Origin of the sequence: Martinezella lusitana (assembly GCF_900094565.1) — a bacterium.
Taxonomy (GTDB): domain Bacteria; phylum Pseudomonadota; class Alphaproteobacteria; order Rhizobiales; family Rhizobiaceae; genus Rhizobium; species Rhizobium lusitanum.
In genome coordinates this window covers 32,518-53,205 of the sequence record NZ_FMAF01000034.1, presented here as the reverse complement: position 1 = coordinate 53,205, position 20,688 = coordinate 32,518, and the positions used below count along the sequence as shown (strand labels likewise).

19 protein-coding genes are annotated in these 20,688 nt (G+C 58.5%); 7 read left to right on the top strand and 12 right to left on the bottom strand.

Annotated features, from left to right (window positions below; all coding sequences use genetic code 11):
- Positions 1–49: 49 nt before the first annotated feature.
- The 4 genes from GA0061101_RS33885 to GA0061101_RS33870 form a co-directional block, all read right to left on the bottom strand.
- Positions 50–1,015 (bottom strand): isopenicillin N synthase family dioxygenase, encoded by a 966-nt coding sequence (locus tag GA0061101_RS33885; protein ID WP_092576747.1) that lies wholly within the window; start codon positions 1,013–1,015, stop codon positions 50–52.
- Positions 1,016–1,091: 76 nt separating this feature from the next.
- The gene (locus GA0061101_RS33880) at positions 1,092–1,913 is read right to left on the bottom strand and encodes an enoyl-CoA hydratase/isomerase family protein (RefSeq protein WP_037201350.1); all 822 of its coding nucleotides are present in this window, start codon (positions 1,911–1,913) and stop codon (positions 1,092–1,094) included.
- Positions 1,910–5,428 carry an indolepyruvate ferredoxin oxidoreductase family protein gene (locus GA0061101_RS33875; RefSeq protein WP_092576745.1) on the bottom strand — a complete coding sequence of 1,173 codons (3,519 nt, stop codon included), beginning with the start codon at positions 5,426–5,428 and terminating at the stop codon, positions 1,910–1,912. Before GA0061101_RS33875 ends, GA0061101_RS33880 begins: the two co-directional genes overlap by 4 nt.
- Complete coding sequence (locus tag GA0061101_RS33870; RefSeq protein WP_092576743.1) at positions 5,429–6,886, bottom strand: FAD-binding oxidoreductase; 1,458 nt, start codon at positions 6,884–6,886, stop codon at positions 5,429–5,431. It abuts the gene before it with no gap.
- 132 nt (positions 6,887–7,018) lie between these two features.
- On the opposite strand from GA0061101_RS33870, the gene GA0061101_RS33865 reads away from it, so the two are divergent.
- On the top strand, positions 7,019–7,774 hold the full coding sequence (locus GA0061101_RS33865) for a FadR/GntR family transcriptional regulator (protein WP_037201354.1): 756 nt from the start codon (positions 7,019–7,021) through the stop codon (positions 7,772–7,774).
- 48 nt (positions 7,775–7,822) lie between these two features.
- Entirely contained in the window at positions 7,823–8,815 is a 993-nt protein-coding gene (locus GA0061101_RS33860) for an MDR family oxidoreductase (RefSeq protein ID WP_037201355.1), read from the top strand.
- 478 nt (positions 8,816–9,293) lie between these two features.
- On the opposite strand, the gene GA0061101_RS33855 is transcribed toward GA0061101_RS33860, so the two are convergent.
- Positions 9,294–10,442 (bottom strand): GGDEF domain-containing protein, encoded by a 1,149-nt coding sequence (locus GA0061101_RS33855; protein WP_245297630.1) that lies wholly within the window; start codon positions 10,440–10,442, stop codon positions 9,294–9,296.
- A gap of 415 nt (positions 10,443–10,857) precedes the next feature.
- On the opposite strand from GA0061101_RS33855, the gene GA0061101_RS33850 reads away from it, so the two are divergent.
- Positions 10,858–11,364, top strand: coding sequence for an Hsp20/alpha crystallin family protein (locus GA0061101_RS33850; RefSeq protein ID WP_037201058.1), 507 nt, complete (start codon positions 10,858–10,860; stop codon positions 11,362–11,364).
- Between the two features lie 98 nt (positions 11,365–11,462).
- On the opposite strand, the gene GA0061101_RS33845 is transcribed toward GA0061101_RS33850, so the two are convergent.
- The 4 genes from GA0061101_RS33845 to GA0061101_RS33830 all read right to left on the bottom strand — a co-directional run bounded on the left by GA0061101_RS33845 (position 11,463) and on the right by GA0061101_RS33830 (position 14,435).
- Positions 11,463–12,110 carry a BON domain-containing protein gene (locus GA0061101_RS33845; RefSeq protein ID WP_037200582.1) on the bottom strand — a complete coding sequence of 216 codons (648 nt, stop codon included), beginning with the start codon at positions 12,108–12,110 and terminating at the stop codon, positions 11,463–11,465.
- A 247-nt stretch (positions 12,111–12,357) separates the two neighbouring features.
- Positions 12,358–12,795, bottom strand: coding sequence for a DUF3775 domain-containing protein (locus tag GA0061101_RS33840; protein WP_037200580.1), 438 nt, complete (start codon positions 12,793–12,795; stop codon positions 12,358–12,360).
- Between the two features lie 76 nt (positions 12,796–12,871).
- A complete protein-coding gene (locus tag GA0061101_RS33835; RefSeq protein ID WP_037200578.1) occupies positions 12,872–13,522 on the bottom strand; it encodes a BON domain-containing protein in 651 nt (216 codons plus the stop codon).
- A 100-nt stretch (positions 13,523–13,622) separates the two neighbouring features.
- A complete protein-coding gene (locus tag GA0061101_RS33830) occupies positions 13,623–14,435 on the bottom strand; it encodes a 3'(2'),5'-bisphosphate nucleotidase CysQ family protein (protein ID WP_037200577.1) in 813 nt (270 codons plus the stop codon).
- 140 nt (positions 14,436–14,575) lie between these two features.
- On the opposite strand from GA0061101_RS33830, the gene GA0061101_RS33825 reads away from it, so the two are divergent.
- Positions 14,576–16,132 (top strand): bifunctional aminoglycoside phosphotransferase/ATP-binding protein, encoded by a 1,557-nt coding sequence (locus GA0061101_RS33825; RefSeq protein WP_037200575.1) that lies wholly within the window; start codon positions 14,576–14,578, stop codon positions 16,130–16,132.
- Positions 16,133–16,465: 333 nt separating this feature from the next.
- Here GA0061101_RS33825 and GA0061101_RS33820 read toward each other — a convergent pair whose 3' ends face one another.
- Together GA0061101_RS33820 and GA0061101_RS33815 are read right to left on the bottom strand one after the other, a co-directional pair.
- The gene (locus tag GA0061101_RS33820; RefSeq protein WP_037200596.1) at positions 16,466–17,401 is read right to left on the bottom strand and encodes a bifunctional enoyl-CoA hydratase/phosphate acetyltransferase; all 936 of its coding nucleotides are present in this window, start codon (positions 17,399–17,401) and stop codon (positions 16,466–16,468) included.
- 236 nt (positions 17,402–17,637) lie between these two features.
- Positions 17,638–18,030 carry a hypothetical protein gene (locus GA0061101_RS33815; RefSeq protein WP_037200574.1) on the bottom strand — a complete coding sequence of 131 codons (393 nt, stop codon included), beginning with the start codon at positions 18,028–18,030 and terminating at the stop codon, positions 17,638–17,640.
- 731 nt (positions 18,031–18,761) lie between these two features.
- Between GA0061101_RS33815 and GA0061101_RS33810 the strand changes: the two genes are divergently transcribed.
- The gene (locus tag GA0061101_RS33810; RefSeq protein ID WP_092576737.1) at positions 18,762–19,040 is read left to right on the top strand and encodes a c-type cytochrome; all 279 of its coding nucleotides are present in this window, start codon (positions 18,762–18,764) and stop codon (positions 19,038–19,040) included.
- Here GA0061101_RS33810 and GA0061101_RS33805 read toward each other — a convergent pair.
- The gene (locus tag GA0061101_RS33805) at positions 19,021–19,428 is read right to left on the bottom strand and encodes a transposase (protein ID WP_245297629.1); all 408 of its coding nucleotides are present in this window, start codon (positions 19,426–19,428) and stop codon (positions 19,021–19,023) included. The genes GA0061101_RS33810 and GA0061101_RS33805 overlap by 20 nt on opposite strands.
- Before the next feature lie 281 nt (positions 19,429–19,709).
- Between GA0061101_RS33805 and GA0061101_RS33800 the strand changes: the two genes are divergently transcribed.
- Positions 19,710–20,147, top strand: a complete 438-nt coding sequence (locus tag GA0061101_RS33800) for a curlin (protein ID WP_037200572.1) — start codon at positions 19,710–19,712, stop codon at positions 20,145–20,147.
- A 64-nt stretch (positions 20,148–20,211) separates the two neighbouring features.
- Entirely contained in the window at positions 20,212–20,610 is a 399-nt protein-coding gene (gene csgH, locus GA0061101_RS33795; RefSeq protein ID WP_037200571.1) for a curli-like amyloid fiber formation chaperone CsgH, read from the top strand.
- Positions 20,611–20,688 lie beyond the last annotated feature (78 nt).

Sequence of the window (20,688 nt, the reverse complement as noted above, 5' to 3'; positions counted from 1 at the left end):
TTATGTTTCGGTCGCTGCTGCGCGCTAGGCGATGTTTCGCTTCTTGCGCTCAGGACTTGCTGAAGGCCTGGCTTGTCTTCAGCGCGATATAGTCTCCGTAGGTAATCGGCGTGTATTTTGCCGGCGCCTTTGCCGCAAAGGGCGGCAGGCATTCGATGAGCGTCTCTTTCGACGGATTGACAAAGAAGGGAATGGACTGACGCCGTGTCGTTCCCTTGAAGTCGCCGGGTGGATTGGCAACCCGATGCGGCGTCGAGAGCCATTCGTCATTGGTCCAGCGCATGAAGGCATCGGCGATATTCACGACATAGGCGCCTTCGACGTTTGGCGCATCCAGCCATTCGCCATCGCGCCTGCGGACCTGAAGCCCTCCCGGCGATGCCTCCGAGCGCAGAATGGTCATGAAGCCGTAATCGGTATGGACGCCCGCACGTAACTGGCCGGGCAGTGGGCTTTCCTGTTGTTCCGGATAGTTGATGACGCGGAGTGCCGAAAGGTGGTCGGCAAAGGCCGGCTCGAAATAATCCGGCGCAAGCCCGATCGCCTGGCAGAATGCGCGCCGCAGATGTCCAGCGAGCGCCTCCATCTCGGCAAAATAGGCGCTGAATGCGGCCTGTAATCCTTGTGGAACCGTGGGCCAGACGTCACCCGGAAGGCGCGGCCCGAAATTCAGGCTTTCCTTGTAGTCACCCGGCGTCTTGATCCCAAGCGTGGCGCTCAGTGCCTCATCCGCGATGGGGGAGAAGGCGACGCCCCCCTTTAGCGAAGTTCCCCGGCCTTGTTGCTTTTTCCACTCCTGCGGTTCGTCGAAGAAATCGCGGGCAAGATTGTAAAGCCGCGCGGTTGCCTCCGTGGACACACCATGTCCGGTGATCAGGAAGAAGCCGGTTTCGCGGCAGGCCGCCTCGATCGCCTTGACCACGGCATCGCTGCCGGCGGTCCGATGGATGAAAGGCGAGATATCTATGACCGGAATGCTGTCCATATCCTGCGTTGAGGACGGGGCCATCTGCATTGTCTGATCCTTTCCGGAGTTAAATACAGCCATGTTGTTGTGGCTGTGCATCGCCAAACCAGCGAGGAAGATGATGTCAGTCGAGCCCCTTGAAGGGTGCGTCGCGAAATTCGAGATATTCCTTCAGCGACATCTTCTGAAGATTGCGCATCCATTCCTGCCCGTCCTTGCTGACATGGAGGGCGGCGATGGCATGCACGTTGTAATCGAAGGATGTCATCAGGCCGGCGGCGATCTGCTGGTTGTTGATGGAGGACTTGGCGAACTTGATGGCCGGAACTGGCATGCGTGCCAGCTTGCGCGCCAGGTTCTCGGTCTTTTGCTTGAGCTGATCGGCAGGCACGATCTTGTTGATCAGGTGCATCCGCAGCGCTTCTTCCGCGTCCACCAGATCGCCCGTGTACATCAGCCAGCGCACGTCGCGGGTGGCCAGCAGCCATGGCATGAAGAGGGCAGGCGGACCGGAATTGTGACGGACTTCCGGCTCGCCGAACTTGGCGTTATCGGCAGCGATCGCCAGATCGCACGACATGACGAGTTCGAGCGCGCCGGCAAGCGCATAGCCGTTCACCGAGGCGATGACGGGGATCGGCGCCTTCCAGATATTCAGAAGCGCCTGGGCATTTTCCGACATGTCGGCATGCCAGTCCTCGATGCTGACGTCATAGTCTGCGCCTTGCAGGTCATAACCGGAAGAAAACGCGCGGCCGGCACCGGTGATCACCAGTGCGTTGACGTCCTTGTCGGCGACGGCCAGCGCAACGGCGCGGTCGATCTCGCGCACGGTCGTCTTGTTCATCGCATTGAGCTTGTCCGGCCGATTGATGGTGATCGTCGCGAACTTGTCCTGTTCATCCTTGTCGTAGAGGATGGTCTCGAAGCCCTCGGCTATGCTCATATGCTTTTCCTTTTTACGCTGGTGTCACCCGGTTGCGATGGCGTGCTCGATGCCTGCATCAACAGGGCCGCCTTATTCTTCTCGAAACGCTCTATCGATGCTGATTTGACAGGGCCAAACCCCCTGATCTGATCGGGGAGTTGGGCAAGCGCGATGGCGCGCTGCTGGTTTTCCGGTGATAGATTTGCTGCGAGGTCGTTGATCAACGCCGCATAATCGGCGGCCAGTTTTCGCTCCATGCGACGCTCATGCGTGTAGCCGAACGGATCAAGCGGCGTGCCGCGAACGAAGCGCATTTTCTCCAGCACGGAAAACGCCGGCAAAGTGAGCTTGTGGCTGATGGCAATCTTTGCCGGGTTGCCCGTGCGCTTGTCGATCCTTCGGGAAAAGAACGGCGGCGCCAGATGATGCTTGATCTCGAAATCACCTTCGAACTGCGCCGCGATCTTGTCCTTGAAGCTCCGGTCGTTGTGCAGCCGGGCCACTTCATATTCGTCCTTATAGGCCATCAGCTTGAAGGCGTTGCGCGCCACTGCCTCGGAAAAATCCTCTCCGAGCTTCAGTTGGGCCTCGGCAGTGCGGGCGGTCGTCACCAGCTTGCTGTATTTGTCGGCATAGGTGGCGCTTTGATAGTGCGTCAGGAACTCGATGCGCTTGGCGACAATCTCGTCCAGCGTCTGCCTGGCCGGCGCCTCGTCCGGATCGATTGCGGCGGCCTGTTTGACAGCCTCCGGATCCACCACCGAGCGACGGCCCCAGCCAAAGGCTGCGCGATTCATCGCAATGCCCGTGCCATTGAGTTCGATCGCCGCATCGATTGCCTCAAGACTGATTGGAACCAGTCCACGCTGCCAGGCGTGGCCGAGCAGGAACATGTTGGCCGCGATCGCATCGCCGATCAGGGCCGCCCCCAGTTTCGTCGCGGCGATAAGGCTGATGGCATTGTCCCCAGCCGCTCTGCGCAATGCCTTCACCGTCGCTTCCTGGCGAAAATCGATTGCGGTGTTCTGCACAAACGAGGCGGTCGGCGCGAAATGATCGTCGAGAACGGCCTTGGTACGGCCGGCAGCGAATGTGGACAGGGCGTTCTGGGCCGCTGACACGACGATATCGAAGCCGAGGACCAGATCGCTTTCCCCCGGTCCGATCCGTACGGATGTGATCTGCTCTCGCGCCCTTGCGACCCGCAAGTGCGAGATGACGGCCCCATTTTTCTGGGCAAGGCCGGTTTGGTCGAGAGTCTGGACCGCAAGGCCGTCAATGTGCGCGGCCATCGACAGTATGGCGCTGACGGTAATGACGCCCGTCCCGCCGATGCCGGCGAGCAGCATGTTGTAGGACCGGTCGGTGATCTTTCGGATGGCCGGAAGAGGGAGGTCGTCGAAGCTTGGCTTGCCTGCCTTGGCGTCCGGCTTGCGGATAGTCCCGCCCTCGATGGTGACGAAGCTTGGACAGAAGCCTTTTATGCAGGAGAGATCGGTGTTGCAGCTCGACTGGTTGATCCGCCGCTTGCGCCCGAACTCCGTTTCCTGCGGCTCGATGGAGATGCAGTTGGAAACAGCAGAACAGTCGCCGCAACCCTCGCAGACGAGCTCGTTGATGAAGGCGCGTTTGTCGGAGATGGCGAAAGCGCCCCGCTTGCGCCGGCGCCTCTTTTCGGCCGCACAAACCTGATCGTAGACGAGCACGGTAACGCCCGGCACCTCGCGCAGTTCACGCTGCACCACATCCAGTTCGTCGCGGTGGTTGACCGTAACGCCGCGCGGCAGATTGCCTTGCCAGACATCGGGCCGCTCGGCGACGACAGCGACCCGGGCCGCTCCTTCGGCGAGCATCTGCCCGACAATGCCGGGAACGGAGACTTCTCCGTCATGTTTCTGACCGCCCGTCATGGCGACTGCATCGTTATAGAGGATCTTGTAGGTGGCGTTGACCTTGGCAGCAATCGCGGCGCGGATCGCAAGCAGCCCGGAATGGAAATAGGTGCCATCGCCCATGTTGACGAAGATATGCTTCTCGTCGGTGAATTGGGAAAGGCCAATCCACGACCCGCCTTCACCGCCCATCTGAGTAAAGGTCGAGGTGTTGCGCTCTTCCAGCCCGATTACCATCATATGACAGCCAATGCCGGTGGATGCCCGGCTTCCCTCGGGCAGGCGGGTGGAAATGCTGTGCGGACAGCCTGAGCAGAAATAGGGGTCGCGTTTCAGCGCCGGCGTTTCCGTGGCACTTGCCGCGAGGAGCGCCTCGATATCGCGCGATCTGGCCAGCAGATCGGTGTGAGCCTCACCGATAAGATAGACGATCGCTCTTGCGACCGCGACCGCATTGATCTCGCCGGCCGCAGACAAGAGCGGTCGACCATCCACGCCGAATTTGCCGTAGACCCTTGGGCGCCGATCTGAAGCGAGGTTGAAAAGCTGAGCCTTGATCTGGTCTTCGATGACCGCGCGCTTTTCCTCGACCACCAACAAGGTTTCGACCTCGGAGGCGAACCGTTGCAGACCCTCTGGTTCGATCGGCCAGACCATGCCGATCTTGTAAAGCCGGATGCCGAGTTCGCCGGCCCGACGCTCGTCGATGCCAAGGCTTGCCAGCGCGCCCATGAGGTCGAGCCATGATTTCCCGGTCGAAACGATACCGAGCCTCGCTTTGCCGGCAGTGCTACCCCAGATCGCTCTGTCGATGCTGTTTTGGCGGGCGAAGACGTGTATCGCCTCCATCTTGTTTTCCAGCCGCCGTTCCATCGCATGCGGGCCATCCGGCCATCGCAATGAGAGGTCGCTATGACCATCGGGATAGATGATGGCGGGCCGATCGGGATCGAGTTCGACCGTCGCCGTGCATTCGACGATTTCAGTCTGGCATTTAAAGCCGACCCAGGCGCCGGAATAGCGACTGAGCGCCCAGCCAAACAATCCGTAGTCGATATATTCCCCCACGCCGGCCGGCGACAGGAGCGGCACCATCGCGGAGATCAGATTATGTTCGCTCTGGTGCGGTAGGGTCGACGAAACGGCACCGTGATCGTCTCCGACGAGCAGCAGAACGCCGCCATTCGGATTAGTGCCGACGGCGTTGGCGTGACGGATCACGTCCATGCTGCGATCGACGCCAGGTCCCTTGCCGTACCACATGGCGAAGACGCCATCATACCGGGCGCCCGGAAACATCGCTGTCTGCTGCGTGCCCCAGACGGCGGTGGCGGCCATGTCTTCATTGAGGCCGGGCTGGAAGCGGATGTGATGGTCGTCGAGATATTTCCTCGCGCGCGCCATTTCGCGGTCGAAGCTGGCAAGCGGCGAGCCGCGATATCCGGAGACATAGCCGGCGGTGTTTAACCCGCACGCAAGGTCGCGCTGACGCTGGATCATCGGCAGGCGTACGAGCGCCTGCGTGCCGGAAACGAGGATGTTGCCCCGATCGAGCACGTAGCGGTCATCGAGGCTGGGCGTCTTCACGGCGGAGGCCGTGGGCCGATCTTTGGAGTGTGCGGCGACGGGCAGAGTGGACATTTATGCGCGCTCCCCCGGTGCCGTTGGTTCCATGTCGAAAACGCGGCCGGGATTGAGGATGTTATTGGGATCGAACGCGGATTTGAGACGGCGCATGGCAGCCATCTCGGCCGGGCTGCGAACCAGCGGCAGCCACTTCTTCTTTTCAAGGCCAATACCGTGTTCGGCCGATATCGATCCGCCTTCGCTGGCGACACAGGAAAAGGTCGCGTCCGCGACGCGGTCATAGTGGTGCGTACGAACGAGGAAATGCAGATTGCCGTCACCGAGATGACCGAAAATGTAGATGGAAGCGGCGGGATCGACATGCGCGATTTTGGCTGTGGCCCTGTCCAGGAACCGCTGCATTGCGGAAATGGGCAGGCTGACGTCGAAGCCCGCGACATGGTCCATGCTGAAAATGAATTCGCTCGCGGCATCGCGCAAATTCCAGATGGCATGGTAGTCGCGCAGCGAGCGGGAAACCGCGACATCGCTGACAATGCCTTCCTCGTAGCATTCCATCAGCGCAGCGGCAAAGCGATCCTCGTCGCCTGCTTCGTCCTGTCCCTGCATCTCGATGAGCGCATACATTCCGGCACCCGCCGGCACAGGCGGCGGCGCGGCGGTACGCTTGAGAACGCCGGCATAAACAGCCGGGAATATGACTTCGAAAGCGGAGAGGGACGGTCCGAGCCTCTGGCGCAGACGCCGCAGAAGCGTGATTGCCGCACCGAGCGAGGGGAGGGCGCAAAATGCGTTTGCCAGTGACTGCGGCTTGGGATGAAGACGCATGCAGGCACGGGTTACGACGCCAAGTGTGCCCTCGCTGCCGATGAATATCTGGTTGAGATCGAAACCCGAATTGTTCTTCGAAAGGCCTTTGAGGCTGGTCAGCACGGAGCCGTCTGCCATCACGGCCTCCAGGCCGAGAACCTGGGCGCGATACATGCCATAGCGCAGGACGCGAATGCCGCCGGCATTGGTGGCGATGTTGCCGCCAATTGTGGAGGTGCCCCGAGCGCCGATATCCACGCCGAACATGAAGCCATTGATATCTGCGACCTCCTGAACGGCCTGCAGGGTCGCGCCGGCGTGGGCGATCACAGTGCCGGCATCCTCGTTGACAGGTTCGATTGCATTCATTCGTTCCAGCGACAGCGCTACCTCGCCGGCCATGGGCCGCGCGGCGCCCGCAAGGCCGGTCCGTCCGCCTTGCACGACGATAGGCTGGTCGAGGGCGTCGCATACGGAAAGAATGGCCGACACCGATGCGGTATCCCTTGGGCGAAACAGAACGGCCGGCCGCACGCCGCGCTCGTCCGTTGCGTCCGCGCAATAGGCGTCACCGACATCCGGACCCGTGACAACAGCGTTCTTGTCCAGCCTGCCGTGGAGGCGGGTCAACAATTCTGAGAGCCGCAAAGACGTCGCAGATAAGGGACGTGCGACGAGCGCCCGGTCGATCGATCCGCCCATTCTGTTCCCCTGGTTATCTGGATCGAGGGCAGGTTATCGCCTATCTGATATTTGTCAAACCTATATTTAAATACCTATAGCCTTTTCGACGAAGGCATGGCATCAATGCTTTCGAGCGAAGGATGGAGCTCTATGAATCTTAGATATGACGAAGTGGTAAGATCTGGTATCGCCAAGCAGGTCGCCGAGAATATCAAGTCCGCGATCCTGGACGGGCGCCTGAAGATCGACGAGCGCTTGCCGACGGAGGAGGATCTTGCCCGGAGTTTTGGAATTTCGCGCCCGACGGTGCGCGAGGCGTTGAAGCGTCTAGCGGCGCAGAACCTCATTCATTCGCGCCGCGGCCCCCTAGGCGGCAATTTCGTGATGCGACCCGATCCCGAGGGGTTGTCGAAGGCGATTACCGGTGCCGCGACGCTTCTCGTCGGTATCGGTGCTTTCGATATCGACGAGATCATTGCCGCAAGGCTTGAGACGGAAACCATCTGCTGCCGGCTTGCCTGCGAAAACCGCAGCGAAGAGGGATTGCAGGCTATGGCCACTGAGATCGCCTTGCAGCGGGATCAGGATATCAGCGACGAAGATTTCTGCGCTTCCGATGTACGGTTCCATCGCGCCCTGGTCGACTCGACCGGCAATGGCCCCTTGAAGCTGATGATGTACATCGTGATCGAATCCTTCATTCCGATCACGAACATGATTGTCTTCAGGGTGCGCGAGCGCCGCCAGGTCGTTGCCTTCCACCAGCGGATCCTTGAGGCGCTCAGCAATCGCGATGTCGGTGAAGCAACGGCAGCGCTCACAAATCTCCTCGCCTATGTTCGGGACAGCTATAGCGCCGCGCTCGATGCGCGCGGCCGCCGGGCGAGCGAGCAGGCGCAGTCCTGAACCCAGTCGGCTCACATCCTCAGAAGCATTGAAGTTCAAGGGAATTCCATGTCAGATTCTTTTACGGCAATGGTGATCGATACGGTTGATGGCAAACAGCAGGCCGGCTTCCGACAACTGACCTTGGCCGATCTGCCCGACCATGACGTTCTGGTCGAAGTTGCGTTTTCCACCGTCAACTACAAGGACGGTCTCGCCCTTTCCGGCAAGGGAAGGATTGCGCGCCGCACGCCGATGGTTGGCGGTATCGATCTTGCCGGCGTTGTCGTCGAGTCGCGCTCGGATAAATGGGTTGCGGGCGACAAGGTTGTGCTGAACGGCTGGGGTCTTTCCGAGACCGAATGGGGCGGCTATTCCCGATACCAGCGAGTCAAGGCGGAATGGTTGATTGCGCTGCCGCAGGAGTTCTCCCTGGAGCAGGCGATGGCAATCGGAACGGCTGGCTATACCGCCGCCCTTTGCGTCAATGCCCTGGAGGATTGGGGAACGATCGGCGTCGACGATCGGGAAGTGCTGGTCACCGGAGCGGCGGGTGGCGTCGGCTCGGTGGCTGTGAGCCTGCTTGCCAGCAAGGGCTACAAGGTTACGGCTTCGACCGGCCGGCCCGAAACCCATGATTATCTCGCCTCGCTGGGAGCGTCCGGATTCGTCGAGCGCGCGGCGCTTAGCGAGAAGGGCGGCCCGCTGCAAAAAGAGCGCTGGGCGGGAGCAGTCGATTCCGTCGGCTCGACGACGCTTGCTAATGTGCTGTCCCAGACGGTCTACGGAGGGGCGGTGGCTGCTTGCGGTCTTGCCGGCGGCGCAGATCTGCCGGCGACGGTCTTGCCGCATATCTTGCGCAATGTGGCACTGCTCGGCATCGATTCCGTTATGGCGCCCGTTGCGAAACGTCTACGTGCCTGGCAGATCCTTGGCCAGCACCTAAACCCTTTACACCTGCAGGCATTAACGCGGATTGAGCCGATGTCCGCGTTGCCGAAAATAGCAGAAGATATCGTTGCGGGTCGCATCCGTGGTCGCGTAGTCGTAGAGATCAGCTGACGTTGCTGTCACATTGATTTCTCATCAATATTGCTGCGATAGCTGGCAACATGAGCGAGGCAGCCCTGATTTACAAGAACCATCTGTTTTCGGTCGAGATCGTAGCGCGTGCCGTCTGGCTGTTGAATTCCGGCTTGATTTGACCCCTCGGGGATGCGGATAAAAACTTGGACTGGTTTTATATCGTTCGTCCGAACCTCTTTCGGCATGCGATGGGGTTGAGAGAGCCGAGGGATATTTTTATCCGCTTTTCTTTGTACCAGCGGATACAGGAATCCACTACCTGAATGAACTGCTCAATAGTTGTGGTCTTCCAGTCCCGGGGTAGAACAGTTCCGTGAAGAAGGGGGTCTGCCGTAAGCAGAATTGCAAGCCATGTCTGGCATCAAACCTTCTATATGTCGGGGAGCGCTTGCCATATTCAAAGGCCGTCATTTCGGCCGCTTAGTAAGCGGCCTCGGCTGGTCGTGGTTCTGCATCATCCTAAGCGCCGACAATGCTCCGGAACGGAGTTGAGTTCGGCGTCACAAACACGGTTTCGGCCTGCGGCTTTGGCCAAATACAAGGCCCGGTCGGCTTCCCGGCAAAGATCCGAGAGCTCCGCATGTTCCTGCACAGCTCTTGCGATACCAATGCTCGTCGTCACAGTCATCTCGGCCCCAAGTGTGGGATAGCGAAGCTCAGCGACGGCTTGGCGAATCCGCTCGGCATGGAGTAACGCGTCTCCGGCTTTTGCAGGGAGAAAAACTATGAACTCCTCTCCCCCCTGACGTGCAAGCAATGCCGACTGTGGCAAGATCGATTTCATCGCCCGAGCCATCGTCGCGAGAACTTCGTCGCCTGCGGCATGCCCCCAGCGATCGTTCAACTGTTTGAAGTGATCGATATCTAGATAGAGAATGGCGTCGCCATGGCCGGGCTGACTGGGCGTGTTCGCGTTGAAAAAGCGACGGTTATAAAGACCCGTGAGAGCGTCGTGGTCGGCCAGGTGTTTAATCTTGATATGCTGGCGCTCGCTGATGAAAATCACGATTGCAATCGCAAGCACGAACTTGGAAAGGATCATCAGAAAAAAGCCGCTCGCCACATCGAGCAGAGGAAAGGCATTGAACGAGAACTCCAGACCCATGACCAATGAGAGAAGACTGGCTGCTGCAAGTATTGCTGCAATCAGTTTCCGAATTGGAAGCGGCTCGCGATGTGCATCGAGAAACACGACAACCGCCGTGGCGGCCATCGTCAAGCAACCGAGAAAAGTGAAGGTCGTCGCCCGATACGTGTTGTTCAGATGGAACGCTGTAATCAGTCCCGTTGCCAGCGTTAGTGCGGCGGGGATGAGTATATGTGTGGTGTATATCTTTCGATCGGGGTTGCTGATCACGATAAATGCCAATCCCAGCATGCAGTAGCCCAGCACGGCAAGAACAATGTTGATGAGGCTGAGAGGCCCATAAAGCGCGGGATGAACTTCGGCATATCCTGCAAGTGTTGAACCTGTCGCTAGGATAATGAAGCTTGCTGCTAATAGTCCTACGCCGCGACTTTCGGCCGAGGTAAGCCGCAGATACCCTAAGGTCAACGCTCCGGCGATATAAGATGTCTTCTGTAAGAAGAGGACCGTCGGCATATCCAAGTGGTTGATCATTAAGCACCAAATTAATGTATGTCGCCGCGGCAATACTTTGAATAGTTGAAAAATTTGTGAAGGTTGACACCGCTCGGAACTTCTTCATTTTTTGCCGGCAATCGTTGACGTATGAGCTTGCCTGCGGAGAGGTTCAAGCCTTCAAGTTGAAGATAGGCATCGGTCCACGACCCCGATCACCTAACCAAAAACAAAGGGGGCGCCGATCGATTTCATGATCGGCAAGATGACGACCGCGATCGCCTCGGGACGCGCGACAGCGCGCCATTTTGATGCTGATCAATGAACAACGTCGCAACACTGTCTTTGATGATATCGCGTCTTACGAAGACGATTTGGAAAAGGGCCGGGGCAAGGTCGTCCTCCAATGGTCCTCGCAACGAAGAGGAGAAATGATATGGCCGATATGGCAAGGAAGCTCCCTGTGAGCACGGAGAAGAAGGCGGCACCCGCTATGGAGCGATGGGCGCCATTCGAGAGCCTGCGATCGGAAATTGATCGCGTCTTCAACGACTTCACCCCTGGCTTTTTCGATCGCACACTCGCACGTTTCCCGAATGCTTTCGCGCGTGGCATGCCGGCCATCGACTTCGTCGAGTCCGATAAGGCCTATGAGCTCACGGCAGAGCTTCCAGGTATCGATGCGAAGGACGTGGAACTGACGCTCGCGGACGGCATCCTGACGGTCAAAGGCGAAAAGCATGAAAGCAAGGAGGAAAAGGAGAAGGAATACTACCTCTCCGAACGGCGCTATGGTTCGTTCCAGCGCAGCCTCCAGCTTCCCGACGGCGTCGATGCCGAGAAGATCGATGCCTCCTTCGCAAATGGTGTTTTGAAGGTCGTTCTGCCAAAGACAGCCAACGCGCAGAAGAATGACCGGAAAATTGCGATCAAGGCAGGCTAACCCATCTGGCCTCAATCCCGTGTCCGTCGCGGCTCAGCTGTGGGTTATCAAGGGGGCCGGCGGCACAGGAAGGGAGGGGTTCACCCCTCCCTTTGGCGTCAACCCACATGAAGGTGATTTTCAACGATGGCGACGCCCGGAACCGACCACGCGGCCTGCTCTGCCGCCTGCCGCTCATTCCAGGCATGTACGTCGCCTTCGAGGACGACCTTGGTGTCGGATACGCGAACTCTTATCCTATCCGCCTCGATCTCGGCATTCCGCTGAAGAGCTCGCTCTATCCGATCCTTGATGTCGGACGTGCCCACAAGTTGCCGGATGGTTAGAGCATTCGTCACACCTACAATGCCGCCGAGCTTTTTGACGGCATTTTCAGCCGCCATGCGCTGGAAGTGCCAGCGCACTTCGCCGGAGAGTGTTACCCATCCGTGCTGGACCTTGACATCAATGGCGCCGTCGGGAAGTGCAGTATCCCAGGAAATGATATCGAGTGCACGCGCCGCGATCTCGTCATCGGCATGCCTTTTCTGCTCGGGCCAACGCACGTCGATCTCCTCAGCAATCGCCCGGACACCCTTCACGCGCCGGGCAACAGCTTCCGCCGCCGTTTTTTCGGCGTAGCTCTTTACATGGCCAGATAGTGTCACGACACCATTCTCTACAGAGACGCCGATCGTGGCTGCGTCAATACTGGGATCAAATTCCAGTTCGTCGAGGATGTCCCGACGTATCTTCAGATCACTCATGATTTCCTCCTTGAAGACAATTGATCGAGGCTCGCACCTCGAACCAAATCTCGGCATTCCGGCGTGTGACGTCATTGCGCTGGGTCAAAGTCGAGGTGGGTCATTTTGTGATCCTGTTCGGCGGCGTGACGCAATCGATGCTGGCACGGCATAGCTTTTGCCCACCATGGCTTCGGCAATGACTCCGGAGATGAAGAGTTGTCGCGAGCCCGCGGCATAGTTGCGATTTGACTATTCTGCGCGATCGTTAGAGATGCTCGTTTTCCACGGCCTGACAGGATTCGCCAAACATCGACAGGGCTTCCTCGAGATAGTCACCGAGTAATGGAGTGCCCAGAAGATATGCAGCCGTACGGTTGTTATGCGCGTCCGCTGCTGCACGGCGTATGCTCGACCACTCGGACACGGTGCCATCACCGCGACCGAGCCAAACAAGAGTCACGAGATCGATTTGCTCGTCGACGCTGAGCGCCCATATGGCGCTACGAAGTTCCTCTTGAACTGGATCGTCGCTGCTGTCTTCCAGTATGTCGATCATACGGTCGTCCGTGGGATTGGAGGAGGAATCCTCGTCGCTCGGGGCTTCCTTGGCGTCGAACTGGCGAGCTTTGAGGATAAAGTAGCAGACTTTTTCAGGCGCTATTGTCATCGGCCAGGCAGGCCGATCCTCATCGATCTTCTTCATCGCGGTTCTCCGGGTGTTTATCATAGCATCGCGGCAGTCGCCGGGCAGCTGATGGATAAGCTGCCCGGCGATCGGCCTAGTAACCGACCAAGAGGCGGTCCTCGACGTTGTGGACGCCAGGAGCCGACCACGCGGCATGTTCCGCGGCCTGTCGCTCCGACCATGTCTTGACCTTGCCTTGCAGCGTGACCTTGCCGTCGGCGACGTTGATATTGATACCCTTCGCCTCAATCTCGGCGTCGCGTCGGAACGCGTCTTCGATGCGCTTCTTGACATCAGCCGAGCTGACCCGTGGAGTCACTTCGATCATGTTGGAAACGCCAACGACACCGGAGAGATCGCGGATGGCGTCGGCGGCCGCCGTCTTTTGATATTGCCACTCAACTCGACCGTTCAGGGTAACCCAACCGTTCTGGACCTTGACCTGAACCGCATCCTTCGGAACGGTGACGTGCCAGCCAAGCGTATTGACTGCGCGTTTTGCAATTTCGTCATCTGCAGTCTTGTGCGTGCCCGCCGGCCGCACTTCGATGTCCTGTGCGATGGCCTTCACCCCCTTGATGCGGCGTGTTGCCCGCTCGGCGGCTTCCCTTTCGGCATAGGTGGAGACATGACCCGTGAGGGTAATAACGCCATTGTCCGCGGCGACGCCGATATTGGCTGCGTCAATGCTCGGTTCGAATTCCAGTTCATCGAGAATGAGTTGACGAAGTGTGATGTCGTCCATGAGATGATCTCCTCTGTTGATATCTCGAACGAGGGAAGACTAAGGGGCGGCGCAATCCTTGACATTGACCTAGCTCAAGGGACGTTTCCCGGGTCCATTCTTAAAGGGATAGCTTTTGTGCGGTGTTGATGCGTTGCGCGAGCTGCGGTGTTCGAGCCGCAATGAAGCCGTCAATCCTGAGCGTGCGCCGCTTCTCGTCGAGTAGTGGCGATCCGTCGGTCCGCAGCACCGTGCCTCCGGCGGCTTCGACAAGCGCCAGCCCGGCAGCGCAATCCCATAGCATCGTTGGTGAGAGCCTGACGTAGGCGTCAGCCTCCGCTGCCGCGATCAAGGCGAACTTAAGAGAGGAGCCGAGTTTGCGGATCGTGCAGGGTTGCAACGTGCTAAGCAGGCCCTCTGTCTGACGGTCAAGGTGCGTACGGCTTACGAGCACGATTGGTCGTCGTGGGGTGACGATGCGGTTGAAAAGGTCGCGGCACTGCCCATCGGGAGCCTCTTCGAACACGTATCCATTGCCATAGGAAAAGAACAGCCTCTCGCGTGCGGGCGCATAGATCAAACCGGCGGTGGCGTGGCCATTCTCGACCAATGCGATATTAATGGTAAACTCATCCCGCCCGCGGACAAATTCCTTCGTTCCGTCGAGAGGATCGATGACAAAGGAAAGAGGTTTCAACGCTTGCGTTGCGGAGTTCTCGTCCTCCTCGCTGATAATTGGAATCGCTGCTGCCAAGGCTTTGCAGCCGGCACACAGAATCTCATGACTGGCAAGGTCGGCGCGTGTAACGGGGGAACCATCCGGCTTGAAGTTCGGTGCGACGCCAGTTTTTTGAAGAGAGCGTACCAACGCGCCAGCCCTTCGAATGACCGGTATCAGGGCTTCGACAAGTTGTTGTCGTGAAGTGAGATCCATTGACCGTGCCCTTGCGCGCCATGACTGCAGCATCTCCTTTAGCGCGACCCGTGTCTTTGCATCATTGACGCACATCAATGATGCAAAGAGCCAAATGAGGTCACATTGGCCCGTAGCGAAATAGCAAATGAGGCTGGTAAATGATTGTCGAAGACCAGTCCGAGGTCACATCCTTTTTGGAGCGTGTCTTGTCTCGGGAAGGCAGCCCGATGCAGAAGATGGAGACGCACATTTCCTGCATATTCCTGTCAGGCGATCGCGCCTACAAGATGAAACGGGCGGTCCTTTTGCCTTACGTGGACTTCTCCACCGTAGAAAAGAGGCAGGCCGCGTGCTTGAGGGAGGTAGAACTGAACGGCCCGACGGCCCCAGGAATCTATCTTGGCGTTCTGAGAATCACGCGGGCATCCGACGGAAGCCTAGCTCTCGACGGAGAGGGACAGGTCATCGACGCGGTGGTCGAGATGCGACGCTTTGACCAGTCGCAGCTGCTTGATCAGGTTGCCCAGTCGGGTGGTTTGACCTCTGCAATAATGACAGCACTTGCTGGTGCTATCGTGCAGTTCCATCATCAGGCGCCGGTCATTCACGACCGCGGCGGAGCGGCAAACGTGGAGGCAGTCCTTAAGATCAACGAGGCGGGCTTCGCGACAAGCCGCGCCTTCCCACAAAAGGACGTCGCGGAACTGACAGCGCTCTTCCGCCGCCGGCTCACTACTCTTGCTGCGTTGCTGGATAAACGAGAATTGGCTGGAAAGATCAGACGCTGCCACGGTGATCTGCACCTGCGCAATATCTTTCTGCTCAATGGCCACCCTTGTCTTTTCGATTGTATTGAATTCAACGATGAGATTGCGACAATCGATATCCTATATGATTTGGCGTTCCTACTGATGGATCTCTGGCATCGTGGACATGCCGATTTTGCCAATCTCGTCATGAATCGATACCTGGACGAAACTGGTGAGGATGACGGTTTTGCCGCGCTGCCGTTTTTCATGGCGATGCGAGCCGCCGTGCGTGCCCATGTCATTGCCACGCAGGCGGAGGAGGCCGGCGCCCTGGCGCCGGTGCTCGTATCCCAGGCGCGATCGTATTTCGCGCTTGCTCACTCCCTGCTGCAGCCGCCTCAAGCGAATCTCATTGCTCTTGGAGGTCTCAGTGGGGCAGGCAAGTCTACGCTTGCCGAGACGTTGGCACCGCGCATTGGACTGCCGCCGGGAGCGCGCATCATCGAGAGCGATCGCATCCGCAAGTCCATGCATGGCGTTCCTCCGGAAACGCGCTTGCCTCAAAGTGCCTACCGTCCCGAGGTCTCAGTCAGAGTCTATCAGGAGATATCATGGCGTACGCGGCTCATTCTTGCGCGGGACGGTACCGTGGTGGCCGATGCGGTGTTTGACAAGGCCGGTAACCGTGAGCTGATTGAGCGAGCCGCTGATGAGAAAAAGTGCCCGTTCTCCGGCTTCTGGCTGGAGGCGGATCCAGCCTTACTTTGGCAGCGTGTCGAAGCACGCACAGGCGGATCTTCGGATGCGACGGTGGAAGTGCTGGCAGATCAGCTTTCGAAGGGCAAAAGCGCGATCGACTGGACAAAGCTCGATGCGGCGCATCGGCCTGACGAGCTGGCGGATGAAATTCTGCGCCAAGTTGCGATCGGAAGTGCAAAGTTCGTCGGCATAGCTGAAGGCATCTGAAGATGGTGGCAAACAAACGGCCATCTCCGAAAACGAGAAGGAGCCCTTTTGCCGAACGCGCCTGCACCGGTGCCGTTCAATCCGACGGATAGGCCGGCGACCTTGTCGCCACATTCCGTGTTGATAGCTTGAAATTCGCGTCGCCGATGGGCTGCCGTCTATTAGGTCACGACCCGTGTCGGTGCCTGTCGTGACACTTACTGAACGGGAGCACGTGATATTTATTTCACTAACTTGAACGACAATCTGGCCCGAGGCCCTGGCCGCTTTTGACAGCAATATTCAGGCTCGCGGAATTCGTCCGCAATGGTTGGCTCGTTAGAATGAATAGGCTCAAACCAAGCCTTTGGGCCGTTCGAGGCCGATGAGCTTGGCAAGTGCGGCCGAGGCGAGCCGAACCTTCAAGGAATCGGCGCGGCTGGTCAGGATGATCGGTACGCGGGCGCCCAGCACTAGGCCGGCTGCATCCGCTCCTGCCAGGTAGATCAATTGCTTGGCTAGCATGTTGCCCGTTTCGAGGTTGGGCACGACAAGGATATCCGCTCGACCGGCAACGGGCGAGACGATCTCCTTGATGCGGGCCGAGTCCAGGCTGATGGCGTTGTCGAAAGCAAGAGGACCGTCGACCTTTGCGCCCGTAATCTGTCCACGCCTGGCCATGACGGTAAGAGCGGCCGCATCGAGCGTCGCCGGCATGCAAGCTTCCACTGTTTCCACTGCGGCCAGCACCGCCACAAGCGGCTCCTCGACGCCGAGACGATGCAGAAAATCAATCGCGTTTTGGGTGATATCGCGCTTGTCGGTAAGGGTCGGCGCGATGTTGATCGCAGCGTCGGTGATGACGAGCGGCTTATGATAGGAGGGTACGTCAAGTACATAGACATGGCTGACACGCCGCTCGGTTCTGAGCCCGGATGAAGTGGCGACAACAGCTCCCAGGAGTTCATTGCTGTGTAAGCTACCTTTCATCAGCGCATCGACCTTACCTTGCGCCGCAAGTTCGACTGCTCGCGCGGCAGCGGCATGGCTGTGTTCCGTCGCCTCGATCTCGATACCGTCGAGCGATATGCCGGCGGTGGTCGCCGCGGCGCGAATCTTCGCCTCTGGTCCTATCAGCAGCGGGGAGATCAGGCCCTCGTCGCGCGCCTCCACCGCCGCCAGGATCGCCTCCGGGCTACAGGGGTGCACGACGGCCGTCCGCAGCGCAGGCGCGGCTCGGGCCCTAGCGATGAAGTGTTCGTAACGGTTATGTGGGAGGAAATCGGTCATGGGCCGGATCATCGTTGTATCACGTGGTTTCTGGGCTCATCGCAAAGTGGCGTGTAGCTCCTGGCCGCATCATCCACCAGCGGGTGGCGCGACGGGCTCGGTGCTCGTCTATGCCGACGGTCTTGCTTCTCAGCCCGGCCCCCAGGATCTTTCGCGAACTGGCGCCGCGGCTTTCCAATCTTCAGGAATACGGCACGGGTCGTCACAGAAGCCGGATGCCGCTCCTGAGGCTCCCGCTAAAGCACGGCCGTTTTCGCAGCCGCAGCTCCAAGGGGATTTTCGGCTTCTTCTCTGATAACGCCGATGGCGTCGGATGCAAATCGTGCATTAATGGCGACGGTTTTGTTGACTTCCTTCGCATAGTCCGAAGCCGCATTGCGCCAATAATCGCCGATGACATCCGCGGTTTCATTAGTCTTTTCCGCAGCTACAATGTCATCCAGCAGCTTGATATCGCACCGGAAACGATGCTGAAGAAAGGATAGGCCTTCAACCTGATAGCGAAGCATTGCTTTGATGACAGTTGTCGGCATCTTCAATGCGGAATCGACAAATTGTTTACTATCGCCCGATGCTAGGAACGACGCCATCGGAAGGTCGAACGCTGACTGTAGAACCTGTTTCTGCATGACACGTTTTCTCCATTAAACACACAGGAACTTACGGCGTCGAAAGGCAAAACGCTTTGATCAAGGTCAAGGACCGCTCAACGCTGCAATCGAAAACTCAGACCTCATGGCTGGCACGCATGTTGGCGCGCAAACGGCGATTGGCCGCGCCAACAAGATGGCTCGCTCGACCTGGGCTATGCCATCTGCGAACGACGGTTATGAGATCCAGCGTTCCGTGGGAAAGGCTGCCTAACGAGAGCACATCAAAAATGGAAATACACATCTGAATATTGCAGCGAACGGCAGGAGATGCAAAACGGTCACTCCCGTCGCTTTTCAAGCCTGATGTGTCGTCGCGTCGATGTCTTCGGGGCATTGAAGTGGAAGCGGTGAAAACCCATCGAGGCTCGCGACGATGGTGTACGCGCCGCGACAGGAAGCTGGATATACGTCAGCAGTTTTGACCGGGAATCTTGTCTTGCCAAACCTGCTGCGATTGGGCGGGCCCCATATACGTTCCGCAGATGGGGAATATTCTGGATGATTTTTCTGGCCCAATCGTCAAATTCGTTCCGCGCGGATTGAGGAGCAACTGTCGTCTCAAACACTTTTCACTGTTCTAATACGGACTCCGGTGCCATAATGGCGTGCGCTGCTACCAAGTTGCAGTTGCACCAAGCGGGAAGGGCGCGCAGATGCGATCAAAGCCTACGTTTCGGGCATGTTGGGGCGTTGTAGCCATTCTCTTCATGGAATTCTTTTTTGGCGAGTGCGCGGCGGCTGATCGCGTTAATGGCCAGCGGATTGCCGAGCGCTGGTGCGCTGAATGCCACGTCGTGGCATCCGGACAGCAGCACGGCTCGGACCGGGTTCCGACGTTCGCCCAGATTGGCGAGTCGAAACGTTTTGACGGGGCGTCGCTTTCAGCCTTCCTGATGGACCCGCATCATTCACGCATGATAAATCTTTCGCTCACGCGTTCCGAAATCTCCGATCTCGTTGCATATATCAAGAGTCAAGGGCGCTGACGCGGTGCGCGTTTGCGTAAATCGATGACCTGTGCCGCTTCAAGCCATTCAGCCTGCGTGAACTGACATGGATCAAAACCGCGCTCGATACCGCATTGACCTTGCCCCCATATGTGGAATGGCCCGCGGATAGGGTCTGCCCTGGTTCAGACGCGCCCTCAACCACGGCCGCGTCCGATTGCCGTTTCGGGCGACCCGCAAGACGGCGGTTGCCCCCGACGACGCGAAGAGTCCGGAGTTCCGGATTTCCCATCTTCGATATTCGTCCCAGCCTCTCCTTACCTCCGCTTGAATGCGGCCGCAGTGTCAATCCGAGCCAGGCGGCAAAGCGGCGCGCCGACTTGAACTCGCCGGGATCCGGCACAAGCGCTTTGCTGGTCGCTGCCATAATGGCGCCTAGGCCGGGAATCGCGGTCAACCGATGCATGTTCTCGTCCCGCTTGGCCTCCACGAGAATTGCGCGCTCGAGCCTGTCGATCTGGTTGGCTGAAGCTTCGATCAGATCGGCAATAACCATCAGAGCGAAGCGTGCTGCCGCGGATGGCCGAGCGTCTATCCCATCTCTGCGAATGAACCCCGACTGAATGGTGCCTTCAGCTTCCGTTCCAAAGGGAGCGTCTAAAAGAGGGACGTTCAACCGCGGTCCTATCCGCCTGAGGAGACACAGTCATGATCCGCACGTCTTTCATTGCAACCGCACTCGTCGCTCTTGTTGGCCTCACCGCCGCAGCCCCCGCCATGGCCAACGATGTGCGTATCGAACAATATGGCTGGTCGAACTCTGCCGGTGGCGCGCAGGAAGGGTACGGAAACCGCATCAGAACCTACCAGAACGGTGGCTACAACCGGATTGTCGGCCATCAATATGGTCGCCACAACCTTTCGGCAGTCGGTCAGGAAGGCAATGACAACTACGGCGCCACCTATCAGAACGGCAACCGCAACATAGCCGGCATCGGCCAGTTTGGCTCCAACCACACGACCATCCTTACCCAAGACGGCAATGGCAACATCGCGGCTGGCGTCCAGGTCGGCCGTGGCTGCAACGCCAATGTCAGTCAGGGCGGCAACGGCAATGTTGCGGCCTTCGTCCAGGCTTGCCCGTAAGCAGCTGCGCGATGACGTGAAAGAGGTCAAGATCGCAGCAGCAAACCATTAGGGGAGACGACCCATGCCAAATTGCGTCAAACATCCACGCCGCCTGCTGGCGATTCTCGCGCTGGTCCTGCTTCCCGTCGGCGCCATTGCGGCAATGACGACTGCCAACCAATCTGACGAGACGCAGCTTTGCGAAATCAAAGTAACGCCTGGAGCAGGTATGGTGAGACTAGATGCGCTCGTCCACGCCGACAAGCATGTCGGCGGAACTTACACCTTCCATGTCGATAAATCAGGAGACGGTGGAAGTTCCACGATCAACCAGAGTGGCGATTTTGATGCCACAGCCGGACATGCGGCAATCCTTGGTTCCGTCTCGCTCGACTCCAAGGGAAACGAGTACAAGGCGACGCTGGATGTCGTGATCGGGGATAAGAGTTTCAGCTGCACGAAGCAGATCGGCGGCGACTAATCGGCCTCTACACTCTGCAAATCCCTCAAAAGGGCGCCGGTTTCTGGCGCCCTTTTGCTTTCGATCAGGTCGAAACGA